15 protein-coding genes are annotated in these 19,438 nt (G+C 66.2%); 6 read left to right on the top strand and 9 right to left on the bottom strand.

Features of this window, described 5'->3' with window-relative positions; all coding sequences use genetic code 11:
* Positions 1-10: 10 nt before the first annotated feature.
* Together AB0L58_RS27330 and AB0L58_RS27325 are read right to left on the bottom strand one after the other, a co-directional pair.
* Positions 11-1,402, bottom strand: coding sequence for a DUF1254 domain-containing protein (locus tag AB0L58_RS27330; protein ID WP_364390675.1), 1,392 nt, complete (start codon positions 1,400-1,402; stop codon positions 11-13).
* 9 nt (positions 1,403-1,411) lie between these two features.
* Positions 1,412-2,809 carry a DUF1254 domain-containing protein gene (locus tag AB0L58_RS27325; protein ID WP_364390674.1) on the bottom strand — a complete coding sequence of 466 codons (1,398 nt, stop codon included), beginning with the start codon at positions 2,807-2,809 and terminating at the stop codon, positions 1,412-1,414.
* A gap of 263 nt (positions 2,810-3,072) precedes the next feature.
* Here AB0L58_RS27325 and AB0L58_RS27320 point away from each other — a divergent pair, with 263 nt between their 5' ends.
* Positions 3,073-3,351: a hypothetical protein gene (locus AB0L58_RS27320; RefSeq protein ID WP_364390673.1), complete on the top strand. Its 279-nt coding sequence runs from the start codon at positions 3,073-3,075 to the stop codon at positions 3,349-3,351.
* A 76-nt stretch (positions 3,352-3,427) separates the two neighbouring features.
* On the opposite strand, the gene AB0L58_RS27315 is transcribed toward AB0L58_RS27320, so the two are convergent.
* From AB0L58_RS27315 to AB0L58_RS27295, 5 genes are read right to left on the bottom strand one after another with little or no spacing between them, the layout of a single operon-like run.
* On the bottom strand, positions 3,428-4,684 hold the full coding sequence (locus AB0L58_RS27315) for a VWA domain-containing protein (RefSeq protein WP_364390672.1): 1,257 nt from the start codon (positions 4,682-4,684) through the stop codon (positions 3,428-3,430).
* Positions 4,685-4,729: 45 nt separating this feature from the next.
* Positions 4,730-5,623: a DUF5995 family protein gene (locus AB0L58_RS27310; RefSeq protein WP_364390671.1), complete on the bottom strand. Its 894-nt coding sequence runs from the start codon at positions 5,621-5,623 to the stop codon at positions 4,730-4,732.
* A gap of 46 nt (positions 5,624-5,669) precedes the next feature.
* Complete coding sequence (locus tag AB0L58_RS27305) at positions 5,670-6,344, bottom strand: hypothetical protein (protein ID WP_364390670.1); 675 nt, start codon at positions 6,342-6,344, stop codon at positions 5,670-5,672.
* A gap of 46 nt (positions 6,345-6,390) precedes the next feature.
* Complete coding sequence (gene glpK / locus AB0L58_RS27300; protein WP_364390669.1) at positions 6,391-7,896, bottom strand: glycerol kinase GlpK; 1,506 nt, start codon at positions 7,894-7,896, stop codon at positions 6,391-6,393.
* Positions 7,897-7,953: 57 nt separating this feature from the next.
* Entirely contained in the window at positions 7,954-8,718 is a 765-nt protein-coding gene (locus tag AB0L58_RS27295; RefSeq protein ID WP_364390668.1) for an IclR family transcriptional regulator, read from the bottom strand.
* A 387-nt stretch (positions 8,719-9,105) separates the two neighbouring features.
* On the opposite strand from AB0L58_RS27295, the gene glpK (AB0L58_RS27290) reads away from it, so the two are divergent.
* The 4 genes from glpK (AB0L58_RS27290) (at position 9,106) to AB0L58_RS27275 (ending at position 14,376) form a co-directional block, all read left to right on the top strand.
* The gene (gene glpK, locus AB0L58_RS27290; protein ID WP_364390666.1) at positions 9,106-10,626 is read left to right on the top strand and encodes a glycerol kinase GlpK; all 1,521 of its coding nucleotides are present in this window, start codon (positions 9,106-9,108) and stop codon (positions 10,624-10,626) included.
* A 46-nt stretch (positions 10,627-10,672) separates the two neighbouring features.
* Positions 10,673-12,352: a glycerol-3-phosphate dehydrogenase gene (glpD, locus tag AB0L58_RS27285; protein WP_364390665.1), complete on the top strand. Its 1,680-nt coding sequence runs from the start codon at positions 10,673-10,675 to the stop codon at positions 12,350-12,352.
* A 209-nt stretch (positions 12,353-12,561) separates the two neighbouring features.
* The gene (locus AB0L58_RS27280; protein WP_364390664.1) at positions 12,562-13,332 is read left to right on the top strand and encodes a hypothetical protein; all 771 of its coding nucleotides are present in this window, start codon (positions 12,562-12,564) and stop codon (positions 13,330-13,332) included.
* 57 nt (positions 13,333-13,389) lie between these two features.
* The gene (locus tag AB0L58_RS27275) at positions 13,390-14,376 is read left to right on the top strand and encodes a potassium channel protein (protein WP_364390663.1); all 987 of its coding nucleotides are present in this window, start codon (positions 13,390-13,392) and stop codon (positions 14,374-14,376) included.
* Between the two features lie 137 nt (positions 14,377-14,513).
* On the opposite strand, the gene AB0L58_RS27270 is transcribed toward AB0L58_RS27275, so the two are convergent.
* Together AB0L58_RS27270 and AB0L58_RS27265 are read right to left on the bottom strand one after the other, a co-directional pair.
* On the bottom strand, positions 14,514-15,737 hold the full coding sequence (locus AB0L58_RS27270; RefSeq protein ID WP_364390661.1) for a cytochrome P450: 1,224 nt from the start codon (positions 15,735-15,737) through the stop codon (positions 14,514-14,516).
* An 11-nt stretch (positions 15,738-15,748) separates the two neighbouring features.
* Positions 15,749-17,011 carry a cytochrome P450 gene (locus AB0L58_RS27265; RefSeq protein ID WP_364390660.1) on the bottom strand — a complete coding sequence of 421 codons (1,263 nt, stop codon included), beginning with the start codon at positions 17,009-17,011 and terminating at the stop codon, positions 15,749-15,751.
* 665 nt (positions 17,012-17,676) lie between these two features.
* Between AB0L58_RS27265 and AB0L58_RS27260 the strand changes: the two genes are divergently transcribed.
* Positions 17,677-18,873, top strand: a complete 1,197-nt coding sequence (locus AB0L58_RS27260; protein ID WP_364390659.1) for a glycosyltransferase — start codon at positions 17,677-17,679, stop codon at positions 18,871-18,873.
* Positions 18,874-19,438 lie beyond the last annotated feature (565 nt).

Raw genomic sequence — 19,438 nt, 5'->3', positions numbered from 1 at the left:
TTCTCGCCTCCTATGGCACTACCGTCAGGACGGGCGGCCGCCAACGCCCGTCGATGGCAATGTCTTTCGGCGCGTACAGCCGCATGGTCAACGAGAACTGACCGGATTCGGGGATGGGCAACCAGTTGCCCACCGGCACTCTCGCGCCGGGATCCTCGTGCTGCACAGCGAGATCGACCGAACCGTCCGGATTGGCGACCACCGGCACTTGATGTCCGATCGCATAGATATTCGCGGCATTCGGCACCAGATAGCTGTCCGCGTCATAGGCGGTCAACGACCAGAAGGCATCGACCGGTGGCAGTTGGCCGGGTGGGAAGCGCAGGCGGAACTTGGCGGATGCGCCGCCGAGGTCGGCATTGCCGAACATGGTCGGGTAGATCGCGTCCTGAGCCACGTTGGCGCCCAAACCGACCCACGCGACATTGGCCCGCAGCTGATAGTCGGTGCCGTAAGTGCCGACCTTCGGATTGAAGCGCCATCCGTTCTCGTTCACCATATTCGCGGCGGCGTAGGCCGGAATCGCCTTCTTCGCGGCATCGGCCGCCGCGGCCAGATCGCTGTCGGAAATGCCCTCGGCTTTGCCTCCGGGTCGAATCCCGATGGTGGCGAAGCGTTTCATGGCCGGTTCGTCCTCCGGACGCGGCGGATTCACCGCCAGCACCGCGCACATTCGCTCGAAGAAGGTGGCGGCAGTCATATCGAGCACCTGCTTCGGCGGCGGCACCTCGGTGGTGCCCGTCGGTGTCGGAACCGATGGTGTCTGGCGGTCCGCCGCCCATGCGCTGAGCGGCAGGAGTTTCAACTGCTCCTGGAGCGCGGTCACGGCCGGGATATCGTCGGGTCCGTTGACCTGCATGCGGCCGGCCAACCACACCGTCGGCGTCGGTACCGACAGCTGGGTCATGTCATCGGGCACGGTGCCCGACCAGCTCGGCCCGGTGACGAGATAGGTGAACGGCGGACCACCCGAATTCACCTGTGGCCGAATGCTGCTGGGATTGTGCACGGTATTCGTCCAGGCATCGAGCAACTGCATCAGCCAGAAGCGGCCCGGATCCACGGCGGGCACCTGCAAGACGATCGGCTCGGCCGAAACATCGAGCCATGCGGCCGAATACAGGGTGTCCAGATTCAGCCGCACCACATCGCGGCGCTGCGGTGTCGGCAACGCCCCGGCGTGCTGGAAGGTGTTGACCGGGGCAATCGTCTCGGCCGCGGCCCGGGTGACATCCATCAGCACCAGCGGATACCCGAAGACGTAGGCATCTGTGGCGATGTCACGCGCCACATCGGATGCCACGGTCGAGCTCGATGGCGTTTTGTCGGACGACCGTCCGCAGGCGGCGAGTCCGACACCGGTCACGGCCAGCCCGAGCGCGGTTCTGCGCGAGACGTTCATGCCTCTCCTTCATCCGACTCGGATCAGACTCGGCGGCTTCCAGTGACCGTCGAGCGCCCGCTCTTCGGGCACATACAGACGAAGTGCGAGCCGGAAGGTGCCGGTTTCCGGGATCGGCAACCAATTGCCGTTCGGCACATCACTTCCCGGGTCCGCGGCCTGGACGGCGAGTTCCAGTGAGCCGTCCGGCAGCGGCACGACGGGACGCTGATGACCGACCGAGAAGATGCCCGCCGGGTTCGGCACCAGAAAGCGTTCCGCGGTGTAGGCGGTCAGCGACCAGAAGGCCCGCGCGGGCGGCGTCTGGCCCACGGGGAAATGCAGCCGATACGACCGCGGCGCACCCTGCTCCCCCGCATTCGCACTGATCTCCGGATAGACGAGATCGCTGGGCAGGTTCGCACCGAGCGCGGTCCACGCGGTGGAGGCACGCAGCAGGTAGTCGGTGCCGTAAGCGCCCAGGTTGGTCTCGAAGTCCCAGCCGTTCACCCGCTTGGCCTTGGGGTTGGCGTAGTCCGGGATCTGCAGTTGGCCCGCCGCCACCGCCGCGTCCAGATCGGCGTCCGAGGCGCTCGGCGTGCCGCCCGGCCGGATGGCGATCTTCGAAAACCGCTGCAGCGCGGGGGCATCGTCGCGAGCGGGCGGGTTGGTGAGCATCAGCGTGCCGAGCCGGTCGAAGAACGTGCGCCCGTCCATCCGCGCAACCTGCTGCGGAGGTGCGATCGGGGCGGTCAGCGCGGGATTGATCACCGGGGCCGGCCGTTCACCACGCAACCAGGCGCTCAGCGATGCGAGCAGCACCTGCTGCTGCACGCTCTCGGCGGCGGCGAAATCGGCCTGACCGCGCAGTTCGATGCGACCGATCAGCCATGCGGTCGCGGTGGGCATCGCCAATCTGGTCAGGTTATCCGGCAGTGCGCCAGACCAATTGGGGCCGGTGATCACGTAGCCGTACGGCGGGTCCTGGCCGGCGCGCACCTGTGGTGCGACACTGCTGGGATTGTGGGTGGTATTGGTCCAGGCGTCCATGATCTGCATGAGCCAGTACCGGTCGCCGTCCATCGGCGGCACCTGCAGGACTACCGGCTCGGCGGCCACGTCGAGCCAGGCTGTGGCATAAAGGGTGTCGATATTCGGCATGACCACCGTATTCATCCCGGGATTCACCGGGCTGACGGCCCAGATCCGATTGGCGGGTACGGCGGCCGTATTCGACTGCAGTGTGATATCCATCAGCACCAGCGGATATCCATAGATATAGGCGTCGGTCGCGACCGAACGCGGATCGCTGGGCGGCACAGTACTGGAACTCACCGCGCTGTCGGAATCCGTCGCTTTGCCGCACGCGACCAGACCCGCGCCCGTAACGGCACCGGCCATCAGCATGGATCGCCGCGACATACTCATGCCTTCTCCCTACTTCCCGACAGGTCGGACAACTTCGAGAGAGATCAGCCGGAGTATAGCCACATATTTGCCATAAACCGGGCAAGCGGCGACGCGGCCGGGTTCGAGGGGCATCCCTCGACCATCACGCCCTACCCATCATCCGCGCGACGAGTGGTCTCGCAAGATCGCGGACATCGTGACTGCATGGTCGCCGAGAAACCGATACCATCCTCGGAGAGTGAGTTAACTTCCTGTCCCGCATCCAGAATGAGCAACACGAGATGATCCTGGCCACCGTTTTCGACACTTGGGCGCAGATCGGCAATCCCACCCCCGAGGCCCCACCGGTGTCCGACAAGATTCTCCAACTGGTCCGCTACTTCACCTGGTTCGTGCTGCTCGCCGGCATCTGCGCCATCATTTACGCAGGTGGCCGCTTCGCCTGGGAGAAGTGGACCGGCGGCGGTCTGGAATCCCCGAAGATGGTGGCCGGAGCCATGATCGGCGGTGTCGTCGCCACCAGTGCGGGCACGATCATGAACGCCGTCATCGGCACCTGACCTGATCGGACCCGGCGGCGGCACCAATCGGACTCGGCGTCAGCGGATTTCGAGGCCGCAGGGGCACGGTGGTGATTCAGCGCAGGATGCCCGCCTGCCGGGCCGCCCGTAGCCAGTCCGGGAATTCGCCCAGCAACCGAGCATACAGTTGGGCGTCGTCCACCTGGTCTATGTCGTCGAGGGCGAAGAAGCCCGCATTGTCCACGACCCGATCCGACATTTCGTCGAGGGTGCGCAGCAGGCCGTAGTTGGCCCTGCCGAGGCCGACGAATTGCCAGAAGGCGGGCAGTCGGGACGCTTCGCGCATGAGCGCGGCGATCTCACGCTTCTTGGCGAAGCCGCCGTCGGTGAAGAACAGCACCAGGGTCGGCGCATCGCCGGGTCGTAGCGAGGCGATGATGTCACGCATGATCGGCAGTTCGTCATTGCGGCCGCCGATCCTGGCGTAGTCGATGCCCTGATGAGTTCCGGTGAGGTGCAGAAAGGTCTGAGCCCATGCCTCGCCGTGCTCGACGGTGATATCAGGCATTTTGGCGAAGGACAGGGCGTAGAGGTAGGCCTCCAGCGTGCCGTCCTCGTCGAGCTGGGTCGCCACCGGGATCATGCGCTGCACGACGCGGTGCACGACCTGTTTGCTGTATTGCCTACTCATGCTGAGGGTTTTGTCGATGACCAGGATGACGCGGGCGCGAATTCCGAAGGCGTTCTTATCGATCAGCACCTTGGCTACTTCGCGTTTGCGCAGGTCGAGTTTGGCGCGCTTCTCGAAAGAGAGTTTGGCTTCGCCGGGGACGGTGCGGACCGCCGGAGACTCCGACACCCGCGTCGACGCGGATTCGTCGTCGACGCTGACCCCGTGGTCGGTGACCAGCGCGGCGAATCCGCCCGCATAGCCCTGTCCGACCGCGCGCACCTTCCACTCGGAATTACGCCGATACAGTTCCAGTGCGATGACGACGGACTCGCTGTCGAGTCCCCCGATCACATACTCGTAGAGCGCAGTTCCGGATCCGTCGGCAACGGTCGCGACCGGCGGCGCGAATTGCCCGAAGGTTGCCCCGGATTCGTCCAAAGTGATGACGACCCGTATCTGGGCAATGTCGGCGGGCACCTGGGCCGCGGAAACAACCAGCGCCGCAGGCGTTCCCGAGCGCAACTCGACGCCGGGTGCCTGCGGCTGATTGAAAAAGACGAAATCGGCGTCGCTGCGAACGCGGCCCGCTTCGGTCACCAATAATGCCGAGACATCGGCCGCGGCGGTGGATCGCACCGAGACAACGACATTCGACGCCGCCAGTGGACCGTTCTGCCCCTTGACAAGTGATATGCCCACCGCGACTCCTTGCCGTACCCGACCGACACGTAAAGACTAGGCGTCTCACAGACCCCTGAGCAGTGTCAACACATCCAAGGCCGCTTCGACGGAATCGCTGAGCAGCCGGATCTCCGCCGCGGTCGGGTCGTGCAGTGCGGAATCCTCCAGTGCCAGGCCATTGCCGTAGATCACCACGTTGTATCCGAGATCGGCGGCACGCAGCAGCGGACCGGTCGCCACACCCGCGCCGAGCAGCAGGTCCAGACCCTCGCCGGCGAAGTAGAACCGCCACAGCGGACCGAGATCGCCGTGGTAGATCTCTTTGGTCCGGTCGACGATCACCTGACCGGAGGCGGCGATGGCATCGACAATCTTGAAGTAATCGGGTGCGTTGTCCGGCTTGCTCGCAACCGTCGCCACCGAATACGCGAGATCCACCGTCAAATGCGCGTCGTATCCCGCCATTGCGACGCGGGCAGGTGATACGTCGCACCGGCGAGCGAGCTCGAAATACCGCGCCCAGTGCGGCTCGACCGACCCGCCGGTGAATGCCGCATGCACATTGGCCAGGAACCGCCGCAACAATTCGAGACTGATCGCATGCGCGTACTCCCGATCCTGGAACGCGCCGGGATCACGCTGCAACGGCAGCACCGCCGACTGTTCCACACCGTCGAGCCCGAGCGGAAACAGCCCGCGCCGATCCCGATGCGCGACCAGTATTTCGGTGATCTCATGGTGACGCGCCACCGCGGTCGTCAAGCGCTGCAACGCATCTCCGGTCAGTGTGCTGGTATCGGAGAGGTGCGCGATGGTGTCCAGTTCCGCCGCGGACAGCGGCGTGCCACAGAACGCCGGATCAACCGGCTCCGCGACGGCCACCGGCGTCAGCCCGACGGCCGTAGCGGTAATCGCGGTGATCAGTGACAGGACGGCCGTTCGCAAGGAAGCTCGCACCGCCGAAGTCTAAAGTGCGATTCAGGTTTTTGCCGAAAGGGACACGTCAGCCCACGAATTCGCGGTCACCGTAGTGGACGGTATCCGGATTCCAGGTGCCGCCGATGCCGGCGACGAAGCGCTGGGTCAGGGGGAAATCCGCGAGATCGGCAACCAGGATGAGACTGCCGGATTCGGTGACGGATCCGCCGACCAGATGCGCACGTGCCTCTTGATCGGCGACGAGCGCGTCACGGAACCGGTGCACATCGATGTCCGCGACTTCGACGGTGAAGGCGTCGACCTCCGGCGCGGAATTCGGCAGGTGCCGGAAGGTCAGCACCGATTCCTGGTGGAATCGGGTCCGCACCTGGTCACCGATGCGGTGCAGATCGGCGGCATCGACACAGGCGAGATGGAAATCGCGGGAACGCTCATAGGTCGCCTGCTGCCGCTCATCCGACCAGAAGACCCCGCTGACCAAGGTGGACCCCACCGGCAGGGCCACGTTCCCGAGCGCGATCCCGTCGACCTGGAGCTCGAACGCCGCCAGCCCATTGCGCAGCCGCTGATCATCGGGATCGGTAATCGTCGCGGTGTTATCGGTCGCGAACAGTTCCGCGGTGGGCTGCAACGGATTTCCCACCGCACAAGCATTCGGCGCCGCTTCCGCCGGTCCCCCGACCAGCACCGTGCCAACGAGCAAGGCGACCACAACACCGACCACGCGTGACACGATCATCTCCGATCATCTCCATCCAGATGCGCCCCCGCAAGATCACCACACCTTATCGCTTCGAGCGGGACCAGCCGAAGGTCAGGGCGACGGCGCGTTTCCAGTTGTCGTATTCGTTTTCGCGGTGGGTGGGGTCCATGTGCGGGACCCATTGTCCGGCCAGGCGCCAATTGCTGCGTAGGCCTTCGAGATCCGGCCAGTAGCCGACGGCCAGGCCGGCGGCGTAAGCGGCACCGAGCGAGACGGTTTCGGCTACGAAGGGGCGCATGACGGGGATATCGAGGACATCGGCGACGATCTGCATGAGCAGGTTGTCGGAGGTCATGCCACCATCCACGCGCAGGGTGCGGGCGTGGAGTCCGGAGTCGGCGTTCATGGCCTCGACGACATCACGGGTCTGCCAGGCGGTCGCCTCCAGCACGGCACGGGCGAGGTGGCCCTTATTGATATAGGAGGTCAGGCCGATGATGAGACCCCGTGCGTCACTGCGCCAATGCGGCGCGTAGAGGCCGGAGAAGGCGGGCACTATGTAGCAGCCGCCGTTGTCATCGACGGTGCGAGCGAGGGTTTCGATCTCGGGCGCACTCGAAACCAGGCCGATATTGTCGCGCACCCACTGCACCAGCGAGCCGGTCACCGCGATCGGTCCCTCCAGCGCGTACACCGGTTCGGGTTCGATCTGATAGCCGATGGTGGTGAGCAGACCGTGCGAGGACTGCACCAACTCCCGCCCGGTATTCATCATCAGGAACCCACCGGTGCCATAGGTGCATTTGGTTTCCCCACGGGCGAAACAGGTTTGGCCGAACAGCGCGGCATGCTGGTCGCCGAGCGCGGCGGCGATCCGGATGCCGGGCACCACCCGGCCGGTCGTCCCATAGGACGCGGTCGACGGTTGAATACCCGGCAGCATCGCGGCCGGAATTCCGAAAAACTCCAGCAGTTCTCGATCCCAGGCGAGCGCGGCGATATTCATCAGTAGCGTGCGGCTGGCATTGGTGACATCGGTGCGATGCACGCCGCCGTCCGGCCCACCGGTCAGATTCCAGATCAGCCAGGTCTCCATGGTGCCGAACAGCACTTCCCCGCGCTCGGCCCGATCCCGCAGTCCCGGAATGGTATCCAGCAGCCAGCGCAGCCGCGGTGCGGCGAAGTATCCGGCCAAAGGCAGCCCGCACAGTTCGCGAATCCGTTCCGCACCGGGTTTGCGCTCGAATTCGCGCACCAAATCATCGGTGCGCACGTCCTGCCAGACGATGGCCCGGCGGATCGGCACACCGGTGTGGCGATCCCACACCACCGTGGTCTCCCGCTGATTCGCGATGCCCAGGGCCACCACCTGTTCCGCGGCGATTCCGGAATCCCGCAGCGCCTGCGGCACGATCCGCTCGACATTGCGCCAGATCTCCTGCGCATCCTGCTCGACCCAGCCGGGCCGGGGATAGTGCTGCTGGTGTTCGCGCTGGGCGACGCCGACCAAGCGGGCGCGCTGATCGAACAGGATGCACCGGGTGGATGTGGTGCCCTGATCGATCGCCAGCACATAGCGTTGCGCCATCGGCTACTTCCTGTCGGAGGAGGATTCGGTTCGGTGGTGCGGGCTGGCGGCCGAAAATCAGTGTCCGGCACCGAGATCCCGCGACACCGCGTGCGCGGCGTCGCGGACATGCCCGACCAGCGTCGGCCGGTGCCGCAATTGCGAATCGCAGAGCCGGTCGACCGGACCGCTGATCCCGATCGCACCGACCACGAGTCCGCCGTGTGTCCGGATCGGCGCGGCTATTGCGGCCACCCCGGACCGGAATTCCTCGGTCTCCCCGGCCCATCCGGCCTGCCGGACCGCGGCAAGCGCCCTGGTGAGCGCGGCCCGGTCGGCAATGGTGCGCCGCGTGAGCGGCGCCAACTCACCACCGCGAACAGCGGTGGCCAGCTCGGCGTCGTAGGCGAGCAGTACTTTGCCGAGCGCGGTCGCGTGCGCCGGGAGCAGTTCGCCCACCTCGAGCGCCTGCTCGGTGTTGTCCGGCCGGAAAACGTGGTGGACGACCACCACGCCATCGTCCGCCGCGGCGCCGATCCGCACCGACTCCCCGGTCCGGGCCGCCAGGGCATCGGCCCAGTTGATCGCCCGCGAGCGCAGTTCGTTGTTGTCGAGATAACGTGTCCCGAGATGCAGTACGGCCGCGCCGAGCTGGTACTTGCCGCTGGCCTGATCCTGTGCGACGAAGCCGACACCCTGCAGTGTGCGCAAGATCCCGTGCGCGGTCGGTTTGGCCAACCCGAGGGCACCCGCGATTTCGCCGACCCCGAGCCGGCCGGAACCCCGAGCGAGCAACTGCAGGACGGCCGCCGCTCGTTCGATCGACTGGATCGGGCCGGGCATATGCGGAAATCTAGCCGCAACCTTCGCATTCGACAATGTCGAACACGCGACGACCGGCGAGCAATACTCGCGCAACGCGATGTGACCTGCTCCCATAGCGACCTCCACTGCCGCTGGACAGTAGTGACGCCACCTGGCGATGGCCATCACAACCGTTCGGCATTGTCGAACGCGTGCTATGTCCGCTTCGGCAATCCGGTCGTAACGTCGCCTCCGGCGGCCGCAACCGCGGTCGGCTTGTGCAGACGGAGGCTCAAACGGTGAACTTCGGCTCGGTATCCATAAGCGAGGCAATCGACACGGGGATCCTGGTGCCACTCGGTGTCGGCATGGTCGCGAATGTGTTGCTGACCAAGTCTTCTGATGCATTTTTCCGAAAGGACGGCGATGAACCGGTACGTCGGCGCCATCGATCAGGGCACCACGAGCACCCGCTTCATGGTGTTCGACCACGGCGGCAATGAGATCGCACGCCACCAGCTCGAACACGAGCAGATCCTGCCGCGCGCGGGGTGGGTGGAGCACAATCCGACCGAGATCTGGGAGCGCACCCGTTCGGTCATCGCGTCCACTCTGCACAAGGCGAACCTCGCCGCAGGCGATCTGGCCGCGATCGGCGTGACCAATCAGCGTGAAACGACCGTGGTGTGGAATCGCCGAACCGGGCGGCCATATTGCAATGCCATCGTCTGGCAGGACACCCGCACCGACAAGATCGCCGCCGAGCTCGAACGCGCGGGGCATGGCGAAACCATCCGCCGCAAGGCGGGCCTGCCGCCCGCGACCTACTTCTCCGGTGGCAAGTTGCGCTGGATCCTCGACAATGTGCCCGGCGTCGCCGCCGACGCGGATAAGGGCGAGGCCATATTCGGCACCACCGACACCTGGTTACTGTGGCATCTGACCGGCGGTACCGACGGCGGCGTGCACGCGACCGATCCGACCAATGCCAGCCGCACCATGCTGATGGATCTGGAGACCTGCACCTGGGACGACGACCTGCTGTCCCTCTTCGGAATTCCGCGCGACATGCTGCCGACCATCGCGCCTTCGTCGAATCCGGAACTGTTCGGCTGGACCCGCGCCGACGGGCCGTTCGGCGCCGCGGTGCCGCTGGCGGGTGTGCTCGGTGATCAGCAGGCGGCCACCGTCGGTCAGGTGTGCTTTCGTCCCGGCGAGGCCAAGAACACCTACGGCACCGGAAATTTCCTGCTGCTCAATACCGGAACCGAACTCGTGCGCTCCCGGCACGGACTGCTCACCACCGTCGCCTATCAGTTCGGCGCGGAGAAGCCGGTGTACGCGCTGGAAGGTTCGATCGCGGTCACCGGCTCCGCCGTGCAGTGGTTACGCGATCAGCTCGGCGTCATTTCCGGTGCGGCACAAAGCGAATCGCTGGCCAGGCAGGCCGAGGACAACGGCGGGGTGTACTTCGTGCCCGCGTTCTCCGGCCTGTTCGCACCGTATTGGCGTTCGGATGCGCGCGGTGCGATCGTCGGGCTGTCGCGCTACAGCACCAATGCCCATCTGGCGCGGGCGACGCTGGAGTCGATCTGCTACCAGACCCGCGATGTCGTCGAGGCCATGGAGGCCGATTCCGGTGTGCGCCTGGACACCTTGCGCGTAGACGGTGGCGTCACGGGCAACGAACTGTGCATGCAGTTGCAAGCCGACTTCCTCGATGTGCCGGTCTCACGGCCGGTGGTCGCGGAGACCACCGCACTCGGCGCGGCCTATGCGGCCGGGTTGGCGGTCGGATTCTGGAGCGACACCGATGAACTCGTACAGAACTGGCGCGAGGACAAGCGCTGGACCCCCAGCTGGACCGAGGAACAGCGCGAACGCGGTTACGCCCGTTGGAAAAAGGCGGTCGCACGCACGCTCGATTGGATCGACGTCGACGACTGAGCGAATCGCTCGAAGACTCAGTAGCACCGAAGCAAGGAGACATCCCGTGTCCGCACGTCTGGACTCGAAGTACCGCACCAATGCGTTGAACACAATGGGCGACAATGAAATCGACGTACTCGTTATCGGCGGCGGCGTGGTCGGCGCCGGTGCCGCCCTCGATGCCGCCGCCCGCGGCCTGACCGTCACCCTGGTCGAGGCACGGGATTTCGCGGCGGGCACCTCGAGCCGGTCCAGCAAGCTCATCCACGGCGGCCTGCGCTACCTGGAGCAGCTCGACTTCTGGCTGGTGCGTGAGGCCTTGAAGGAGCGCGGCCTGTTGCTGCACCGGCTGGCCCCGCATCTGGTGCGCCCGGTGTCGTTCCTGCTGCCGCTGCAGCACCGGGTCTGGGAGCGCGCCTACATCGGCGCGGGCGTCGCCCTGTACGACACCATCGGCGGGGCCAGGGCGCTGCCCATGCACCGGCATCTGTCGCACACGCGCGCAATGGAATTGGCGCCCGCGCTGCGCGATGACGCGATGATCGGCGCGATCCGCTACTTCGACGCGCAGGTCGATGATGCCCGCCACACCATGACCATTGCCCGCACCGCCGCCCAGCACGGCGCGACGGTGCTCACCCGCACGAAGGTCACCGGGTTGCTGCGCGCGGGCGAGCGGGTGATCGGCGCACATGTCACCGATGTGGAGACCGGTCGCGAATACACCGTGCGCGCCCGCCGGGTGATCAGCGCGACCGGTGTCTGGACCGACGAGATGAACAAGATGACCGGCGTGGATTTCCCATTCCACGTGCGCATGTCGAAGGGCGTGCACATCCTGGTCCCGCGCGAGCGGCTGGACCTGGACACCGGTCTGATCATGCGGACCGAGAAGAGTGTGCTGTTCGTGATCCCGTGGGCCCGGCACTGGATCATCGGCACCACCGATACCGATTGGGCGCTGGACAAGAACCATCCGGTGGCCAGCGATGCCGACGTCCAGTACATCCTCGACCGTATGAACGCGGTGTTGCGAGAGCCGTTGACCCGCAACGATATCGTCGGCACCTATGCGGGTCTGCGGCCGCTGCTGTCGGGCGCATCCGCCGATACCGCGACGCTCTCGCGGGAACACGCTGTCGCGGAACCGGTTCCGGGTCTGTTCGTGATCGCGGGCGGAAAGTACACCACCTACCGGGTGATGGCCGCCGATGTGGTGGACGCGGCGGTCGAGGGGCTCGGTCGCGCGGCCGCGCCCTCGGTGACCGCACACCTGCCGCTGCTCGGCGCCGTCGGCTACCAGGAACTGGCCGCCGATGTGCACAGCGTCGCGCAGCGGGCCGGTCTGCCCGTCGCGACCGTCGAACACCTGCTCGGTCGCTATGGTTCGGGCGTCTCGGAGCTATTCGATCTCATCGCGGCCGAACCGGAGTTGGCCGCACCGCTCCCCGGTGCCGGTGCGTACCTCGGCGCGGAGGTCGTCTACGCGGTGACCCATGAGGGCGCACTGCATCTCGACGATGTCCTGACCCGCCGCACCCGCATCTCGATCGAGACCGCCGACCGCGGCCTGACCGCGGCACCCGCCGTGGCGTTCCGCATGGGCGCCCGCCTCGGCTGGGATGCCGCGACCACGGATCGCGAGATCACCCGCTACCGCGAACGGGTGGCGGCGGAATTGGCCGCGAACAAGGCCGCCGACGACGAATCGGCCAACGCCGCACGCTTGGTCGCCGTCGCCTGAGTCCCGGCGCGCTACCGAACCGTAGCCGAACGCGGACCGGTGCAAGTCGGTTGTGTGGATCCGCGGGGCGGTTGGCCCGGTCTCTGGCATCGGGCCGCCCGCTCGCATCAGCAGCGGACTCCGAAAATTGCCCCAACGCGCATTCATCCGAAAGATCCGCTGTTCCGAATGTAGGTAAGTAAGCATCGACGTTCGGAATGAGGAGACTTATGGGCATACATCAAGCGACACCGCGGACTCGCCCGATATGTCGGCGAACCGCCGCACTCGCCTTGGCCGGTGCGGTTCCGCTGTCCGCCATCCTGATCAGCGCCGCACCCGCGACCGCCGACTCGCAACCATTGGGCAATCCCACGCCCTATGGATTCGTCGTCGAGCCTTCGGCTCCGGTCGACGGCGACATCGCATTCGCTCCCTCGGCGCTGCGGAGCGCCGCCGCACTGATAGCCGACCCGGACTCCGCCGAGACCACCCCCACCGACGGCGTGGACGCGACACAGCCCGAGCAGGGCCCACAGCCGTTCGTCGCCCCCGTCAATCGCATTCGCATCGGCAATCTCCAGATCGATCGCCCGGACTGGCTGGCGCCCGAACAGGCCGCGCAGATCAACGATGCGTCCGCGGGTACCAAAGCCGCACTGTCCCAAGGCATTCAGTCGTTCGGTGTCGAACGCACCCGCTCCGACCACATGGCCGATACGATAATCGGTGATGCCATCATCGGCGCGAGCGTGGGCAGCACCGTAGCGTCCCCGCTCGCCGCCACCAGTGCGGTCGTCGGCGCGGCAGCGGGTCTGATCGCCGGAATCCCCTTCCTCCCCGCAGGACTGATCGTCGTCCCCGTCATCGGCGCCGCCATCGGCTACGGGGTGATCGCCGCACCGGCCGCGGCGGCCGGCGCGGCCGTCGGTGCGGCGGTCGGCGCGATCGACGGTGCCGTTTCCCCGATACCGCCCCAGGAGCAACTGGCAACCGCGTAACGCACGTTGCGCGGCAATTGCCGGATGTGACCGGTGCCGCGGGTGGACAATCCTCGCGTGAGCCCGTTACGCCGAATCAGCCGAGCGGTGCTGGCCTTCCTGCTGGTAGTGCTGGCCGGCACCCTCGGCTACCTGATACTCGGGTTCGGGTTGCTCGATGCGCTCTACCAGACGGTGACGACCATCTCCACCGTCGGCTTTCGCGAGGTCCACCCGCTCACCGGTGCGGGTCAACTGTTCACGATGCTGCTCATCGTCGTCGGTGCGGGCACTGCGCTGTATATGTTCGGTGTACTGCTCGAGGCCCTCATCGAGGGACACCTCCGCGAATATATGGAGAGGCGACGGATGGACCGCCGGATCGATCGGATGTCCGGTCATGTCATTGTGTGCGGCTGGGGCCGCGTCGGCCGCTCGTGCGTGCAGTACCTGGTCGGACTCGGCAAACAGATCGTCGTCATCGATCGCGATCCGGCGCGGCTGAAGGACCTCGAATATCCGAATGTGGTCGGCGATGTCACCGATGACAGTGTGCTCGAAGCCGCCGGTGTCCGACGTGCCCACGCCTTGATCGCCGCGCTGGACGCCGATGCCGACAATGTCTACGTGACCTTGTCGAGCCGGGCGCTGCGGCAGGATCTGATCATTATCGCCAGGGCGCGCACCGAGAGTTCGAAGTCGAAACTGCTCAGGGCCGGGGCGAATCGGGCGGTGAACCCGCAGCTGATCGGCGGGCGCCGGATGGCGGCCTTCGCGCTGCAACCCAATGTCGCCGAATTCCTGGACGTGGTCATGCACGACGACACACTCGACTACCGGATCGAGGAAGTCGATATCGTCGCGGGCTCGCCGCTGATCGGCCGCACCCTCGCCGATATCGCGGTGCGCGAGACGACCGGCGCGCTGGTGCTCGCCATTCGCACATCCGACGGCCAGTTCATCGCCAACCCCACCGGCGAAACCATCCTCGCCGCCGAGACGATTCTGATCGTGCTCGGCACACCCACCCAACTCGATTCGATACGCGGCCTCGGCGACAACTAGCCGGTGGCTCCGATTCGGTGCCCTCGAGTCCGTCCTCGCGCTACTGCTGCCGCAGCGCCGAGAACTCGAAATCGCCTCGACCGAGCGGTGATCCAGTCACCCGGGGGTGCCGATACGACGGCACCCCCTTCGCGCTGCTACGCGTCCAGGAAAACCGGCAGCGTGCGGTGGCCGTTCGAGATGAAACTGCCGACCGGCGCCAATTCCGCCGGATCCACGGCCAGCCGCATATTCGGGAAACGCTCGAATATGGCCGGGAGGGCGATCGTGGCCTCCAGCCGAGCCAGCGGGGCACCGATGCAGTGGTGCGCGCCGTGCCCGAAGGACAGGTGTTCCTTATTGACCCGATGCAGGTCGAATGTCGCGGCACTGGCACCGTGCAGATTCGGATCGCGGCCCGCGGCGGCATAGGACGCCAGAATCGCCTCGCCCTTGGGAATTCGGATCTCGCCGAGCTCGATATCGTCGACCGCGTAGCGCAGTGGCAGGTGCGCGACCGGCGCCTCGTAGCGCAGCGTCTCCTCGACCAGATCCGACCACGGCACCCGGCCCTCGATCAGATCGGCGCGCTGCTCGGGATGGGTGAGCAGGATGAAGATCGCCTGATCGAGCAGATTGACCGTGGTTTCGTGACCGGCATTGATGACCAGCATCAGCGTGTGGACGAGTTCCTGCTCGCTCAGCTGCGAGCCGTCGTCCTCGTCGCGAGTGGCGATGAGGACACTGGTGACATCGTCGCCCGGGGTCTCGCGCCGGTAGGCCACGAGTTCGCCGACGAGGCGGTGCATCTCGAGGTAGTTGGCCTGTGCCTGCTCGGGCCCGAACGAGGTGTCGAAGAACCCGTCGACGCAGGTGCGCATACCGGGGCCGAGATGTTCGGGCACACCCATCATTTCGGTGATGATCTCGATCGGCACCGGATAGGCGTAACCCTCACGCAGATCCGCCGCTTCACCCTTCGGGGTGGCCGCGAGCTTGTTCAGCAGCCCCTCGGTGATCGCCTCGATCCGCGGCCGCAGCGCCGTGGTGCGGCGGTGCGTGAATGCGGGCGAGACCAGCCGCCGCAAGCGGCGGTGATCCGTGCCGTACGCGGTGAACATATTCTCGACCGCGATCCACGGGAGCAGCGGCCATTCCTCGGTGATCTCGCCATTGATGAATGACATCCAGTGCTGCCGAGCATCTTTCGACACCCGTGGATCGGCGAGCAGACTCTTGAGCACGGCGGCATCGGTCACCGACCACGCGGGCACGCCGCCGGGCAGAGCGACCAGTGTGACCGGCCCGCGCTCCCGGATCCGCTCGTTCTCGCCCTGGATATCGGCGCCGGTCAGATCCAGGACTATCGGTTCCTGCTCCATCGTTATCTCCTTCAGAACACGGGCAGCGGAGGGGACTTGGGGAAGACGACCGGCAGCGCCGCGAGGGCACGGTGGAACGGTCCGGGCCGCCAAGCCAATTCGTCCGCGGGCACGGCGAGTTCCATCTCGGGCAGCGCGTCGAGCAGCTGATCGATGGCGTCCTGAACGACCAGGTAGGCAACGGATTTCGCGGGGCAGGCGTGCGGCCCGGCGCCCCAGGCCAGATGCGAGCGGTTGCCGGTGCGATCGCCGCCGCGGATGGCCGGATCGTTATTACAGCCCGAAAGGCTGACCACGACCGGCTGATGGGCGGGCAACCACGTGTTGTCGATGAGAATCGGCTGGCGCGGGTAGGTGATGCTGAAGTTGGCCATCGGCGGGTCGTTGAACAACACCTCGTCGAGTGCGTCGCGGGTCGGGAGGGTACCGCCGAGCATGTCGCCGCCGAACCGGTCGTCGGTGAGCATCAGCAGCAGGGTGTTCGTGATCAGATTCTGCATCGGTTCGATGCCCGCGCCGTAGAAACTGATCAGCTGGCATAGCATTTCGGTATCGTCGAGCTTGGATGAGTGGTGTGCCATCCGCGAGGTGACATCGTCACCGGGCTCGGCCCGGCGCAGCTGCACCAGCTCCATCAGCGCCTCGCTGAGCATCGCCATCCCCGCAGCGGCCTCAACGGTGTCGAAGAGCATCGCCATACCGGTCGCGACCCGCTGCCCCAGTTCCGGTGAGCAGCCGACCAACTGGTTGATGACCTCGAAGACGACCGGCAGCGCGTACTGGGTGACCAGGTCGACTTCGCCGGTCTCACAAAAGGTGTTGATCACCGGGATGGCGATCTTCTCGACCGTCGAATGCAGTTGGTGCAGATCGATTCCGTCGATGCTGCCGGTGTAAGCCTGCCGGTAACGGGCGTGTGCCGCACCGGCATTGCGTAGGGCATTCGGGTACCACATCATCATCGGCTTGACCGGTGAGTCGTCGGGAATCGTTTGCTCCCAATGCCGTGGATCCGCCGGAAAGTGCTCCGGATCATTGAGGATGCGCACCGCGGTCTGATAGCCGACCACCAGGGTGGCGGGCACGCCGGGCGCCAACTCCATCGGCACCAGTGACCCGTACTGGCTCCGCGCCTCCCGGTAGGCCCGATGCGGATCGGCCGCGAACTCCGGAGTGTGCAACAGCACTCGGGGTTCGCCCGCATCGAGGGGGGAGCCGTGCAGGGCGGGGCAGACTCCGGTCGCGGTGGTGTGGGTTGACGCTCGCGTTGTCAAAGGGGTGACTCCAGACGTTGGATCAGCAAGGAGGCCGGGATCATGGGAAGCACCGCGGCGATAACGCAGCCTGCGGCCACAGCACTCAGTTCAGCCCTCCTCGCGACGCCGACCGTATCCGACCCCGGCCCTGGGGTCCGCGTCGAGAACTCGGACCCTGGCGAGGCGACCGCAGCCGACTGCGGTCGCTCCACAGTCCCTGCAGGACAGGCGATTTCGACGCACAATCACCGGACGCCCTACCAGCCGCCCAGAACTCGACGACACGCCCACGTTATCAGCATCGGCGCGGAACGCTCGCTCGATCCGCCACGCATCGATGTAAGCGGCCCGCGAACCCACCGCAACCGGGAAATATGTTGAGCTGCTATCGATCACAACGCTCTCGGAAATTGCCCGCGGTTGCACCGGGGCGAATGGCTGCTGTCGAGTCTCGGCGGAACGACGATCGGACTTCGGCGCGCTGCCCCAGGGGCGCTCAGTCGGCACCGCGTAGTTCGGCTTCGCCCGCGGGCACGCGGACCGCGGATTCGATGAGTTCGGTGAGTTGGCATGCGGAGACCCGGGATGCCGAAGCCATCGTCACCAGTGGGGACCCTTTGATCCCCGGACTTCCTATGGCCGACTACGGTCCACGCCGGAACTCGCGAACAAGGAGTGACGGCGTGCAGGTGCTTTTGTCGGCGAGCGGGACGCGCGGCGATATCGAGCCGGCCCTGGGGCTCGCGCTGCGCCTGCAGGAGTTCGGAGCCCACGTGCGGGTGTGCGCACCACCGAACTTCGCGAGGCGCTTCGCCGAGCTGGGCGTACCGCTGGTGCCGATGGGGCCGCCGATGCCAGGTTCGGATGGTGCGCAAGCCTCGATGGCGGATCTGCTGAACTACGTAGACCAGTGGCCCGCAGTTCAGTTCGACACGATCCCGACAGCAGCCGCAAGATGCGATGCGGTAGTAGCGACCGGCATTACGGAGATCGCCGCCCGGTCGGCCGCCGAGAAGCTGGGAATCCACTACCAGTACGCGAGCTACCAGCCGACCAGCCTGCCCTCGCCGCATCATCCGCCGATGCCGCGGATGCCAGGCGAGCGGCCCGCGCCGGAGGCGATCGGCAACCGACTGCTGTGGGAGATCGACGCCGAGGGTTGGAACGCGCAGTTCGGGGCGGCGCTGGATACCCACCGGGCGGCGCTCGGGCTGCCACCGGTGGGCAATGTGCGCGACCATGTCGTCACCGACCGTCCGTGGCTGGCAGCGGACCCGGTTCTGGGGCCATGGCCGGAATCACCCGGTCTGGATGTCGTACAGACCGGCGCCTGGATCGTGCCCGACGAACGCCCACTGCCCGCCGAGTTGGCGGCGTTCTTGGAGGCGGGTACACCCCCGGTGTATATCGGCTTCGGCAGCATGCGGGTGCGCAACGACATCGCCCAGGTCGCGATCGAAGCAATCCGCGCGCAGAACCGCCGTGTGCTCCTCTCTCGTGGCTGGGCCGAGTTGGCCTTGATCGACGACGTCGCCGACTGCATGGCCGTCGGCGAGGTCAACCATCAGGCGCTTTTCCCCCGGGTCGCTGCCGTCGTCCACCACGGCGGCGCGGGCACGACAACGACCGCCGCCCGAGCTGGCGTGCCTCAAGTGGTGGTGCCCCAGATGGCGGACCAGGCGTACTGGGCGCGCCGAGTGGCCGATCTCGGCATCGGCACGGCGTGTGCGGACGCTGATCCCGATCCGATGTCATTGTCCGCCGCCCTCGACACGGCATTGACGTCCACCACCCGAGCGCGGGCGAGCGTAGTGGCCGGCATGATCCGCGCTGACGGGGCAACGGTGGCTGCGAAGTTGCTGATCGACGCGATCAGGTAGCCCTCCCGCAGGCCCGCAGCAGCGAACTCGAACAGCCATGTGCCACAAGGACATCCGCGCTCGACGTAATGGACGGCGTCCGGTCGGTGCGCGCCGGAAGTGTCGCTCGCGACATACGCGCAACCGCAAAGGGTGATCGAGTAGACGATCGGACCGGGCTCAGCAGGTTCCTCGAATCGCGCCGAGCTCGCCTGCGCTCGCAGGACGCCGGGCCGCGCGACCACGGCGGCGTGCGCCGAGTCACCGGACTGCGACGCGACGAGCTGGCTCGGGTGCCGGGGGTGCCGTCTCGGTTACGCACTCCTCGGAGGCTCTGTACCTGATCGCACGGCGTCCGAAACCGTGCGCGATGGCACCCCCGTCGGCAGATATGCCTGTGGGCCTGCGCTATCTGCTGTATTCGTTCGTCATGACGCCGGCGCCGGTGGTCGGCCGGCGCACCCAGCGCCAGCGGAGCTATGCATCAGCTGTGAATCTCGCACCCGAGTTGGCCATGAGCGACCAACCTGGCTATCGTCAGCGGCTGGCGGAAACTACGGTGTAAATTTCCGCAGATCGAGAGGTT

Source organism: Nocardia sp. NPDC052112, from assembly GCF_040680135.1.
Classification (GTDB): Bacteria; Actinomycetota; Actinomycetes; order Mycobacteriales; family Mycobacteriaceae; genus Nocardia.
Note: the sequence above shows the minus strand (reverse complement) of the source record. Positions and strands in the feature narration are given on the sequence as shown.

Coding starts and splice junctions, on each gene's coding strand:
- glpK (WP_364390666.1), top strand. CDS start 9,106: ATGAACCGGTACGTCGGCGCCATCGATCAGGGCACCACGAGCACCCGC.
- AB0L58_RS27325 (WP_364390674.1), bottom strand. CDS start 2,809: ATGAGTATGTCGCGGCGATCCATGCTGATGGCCGGTGCCGTTACGGGC.
- AB0L58_RS27330 (WP_364390675.1), bottom strand. CDS start 1,402: ATGAACGTCTCGCGCAGAACCGCGCTCGGGCTGGCCGTGACCGGTGTC.
- AB0L58_RS27270 (WP_364390661.1), bottom strand. CDS start 15,737: ATGGAGCAGGAACCGATAGTCCTGGATCTGACCGGCGCCGATATCCAG.
- glpK (WP_364390669.1), bottom strand. CDS start 7,896: ATGGCGCAACGCTATGTGCTGGCGATCGATCAGGGCACCACATCCACC.
- AB0L58_RS27280 (WP_364390664.1), top strand. CDS start 12,562: ATGGGCATACATCAAGCGACACCGCGGACTCGCCCGATATGTCGGCGA.
- AB0L58_RS27295 (WP_364390668.1), bottom strand. CDS start 8,718: ATGCCCGGCCCGATCCAGTCGATCGAACGAGCGGCGGCCGTCCTGCAG.
- AB0L58_RS27320 (WP_364390673.1), top strand. CDS start 3,073: ATGATCCTGGCCACCGTTTTCGACACTTGGGCGCAGATCGGCAATCCC.
- AB0L58_RS27305 (WP_364390670.1), bottom strand. CDS start 6,344: ATGATCGTGTCACGCGTGGTCGGTGTTGTGGTCGCCTTGCTCGTTGGC.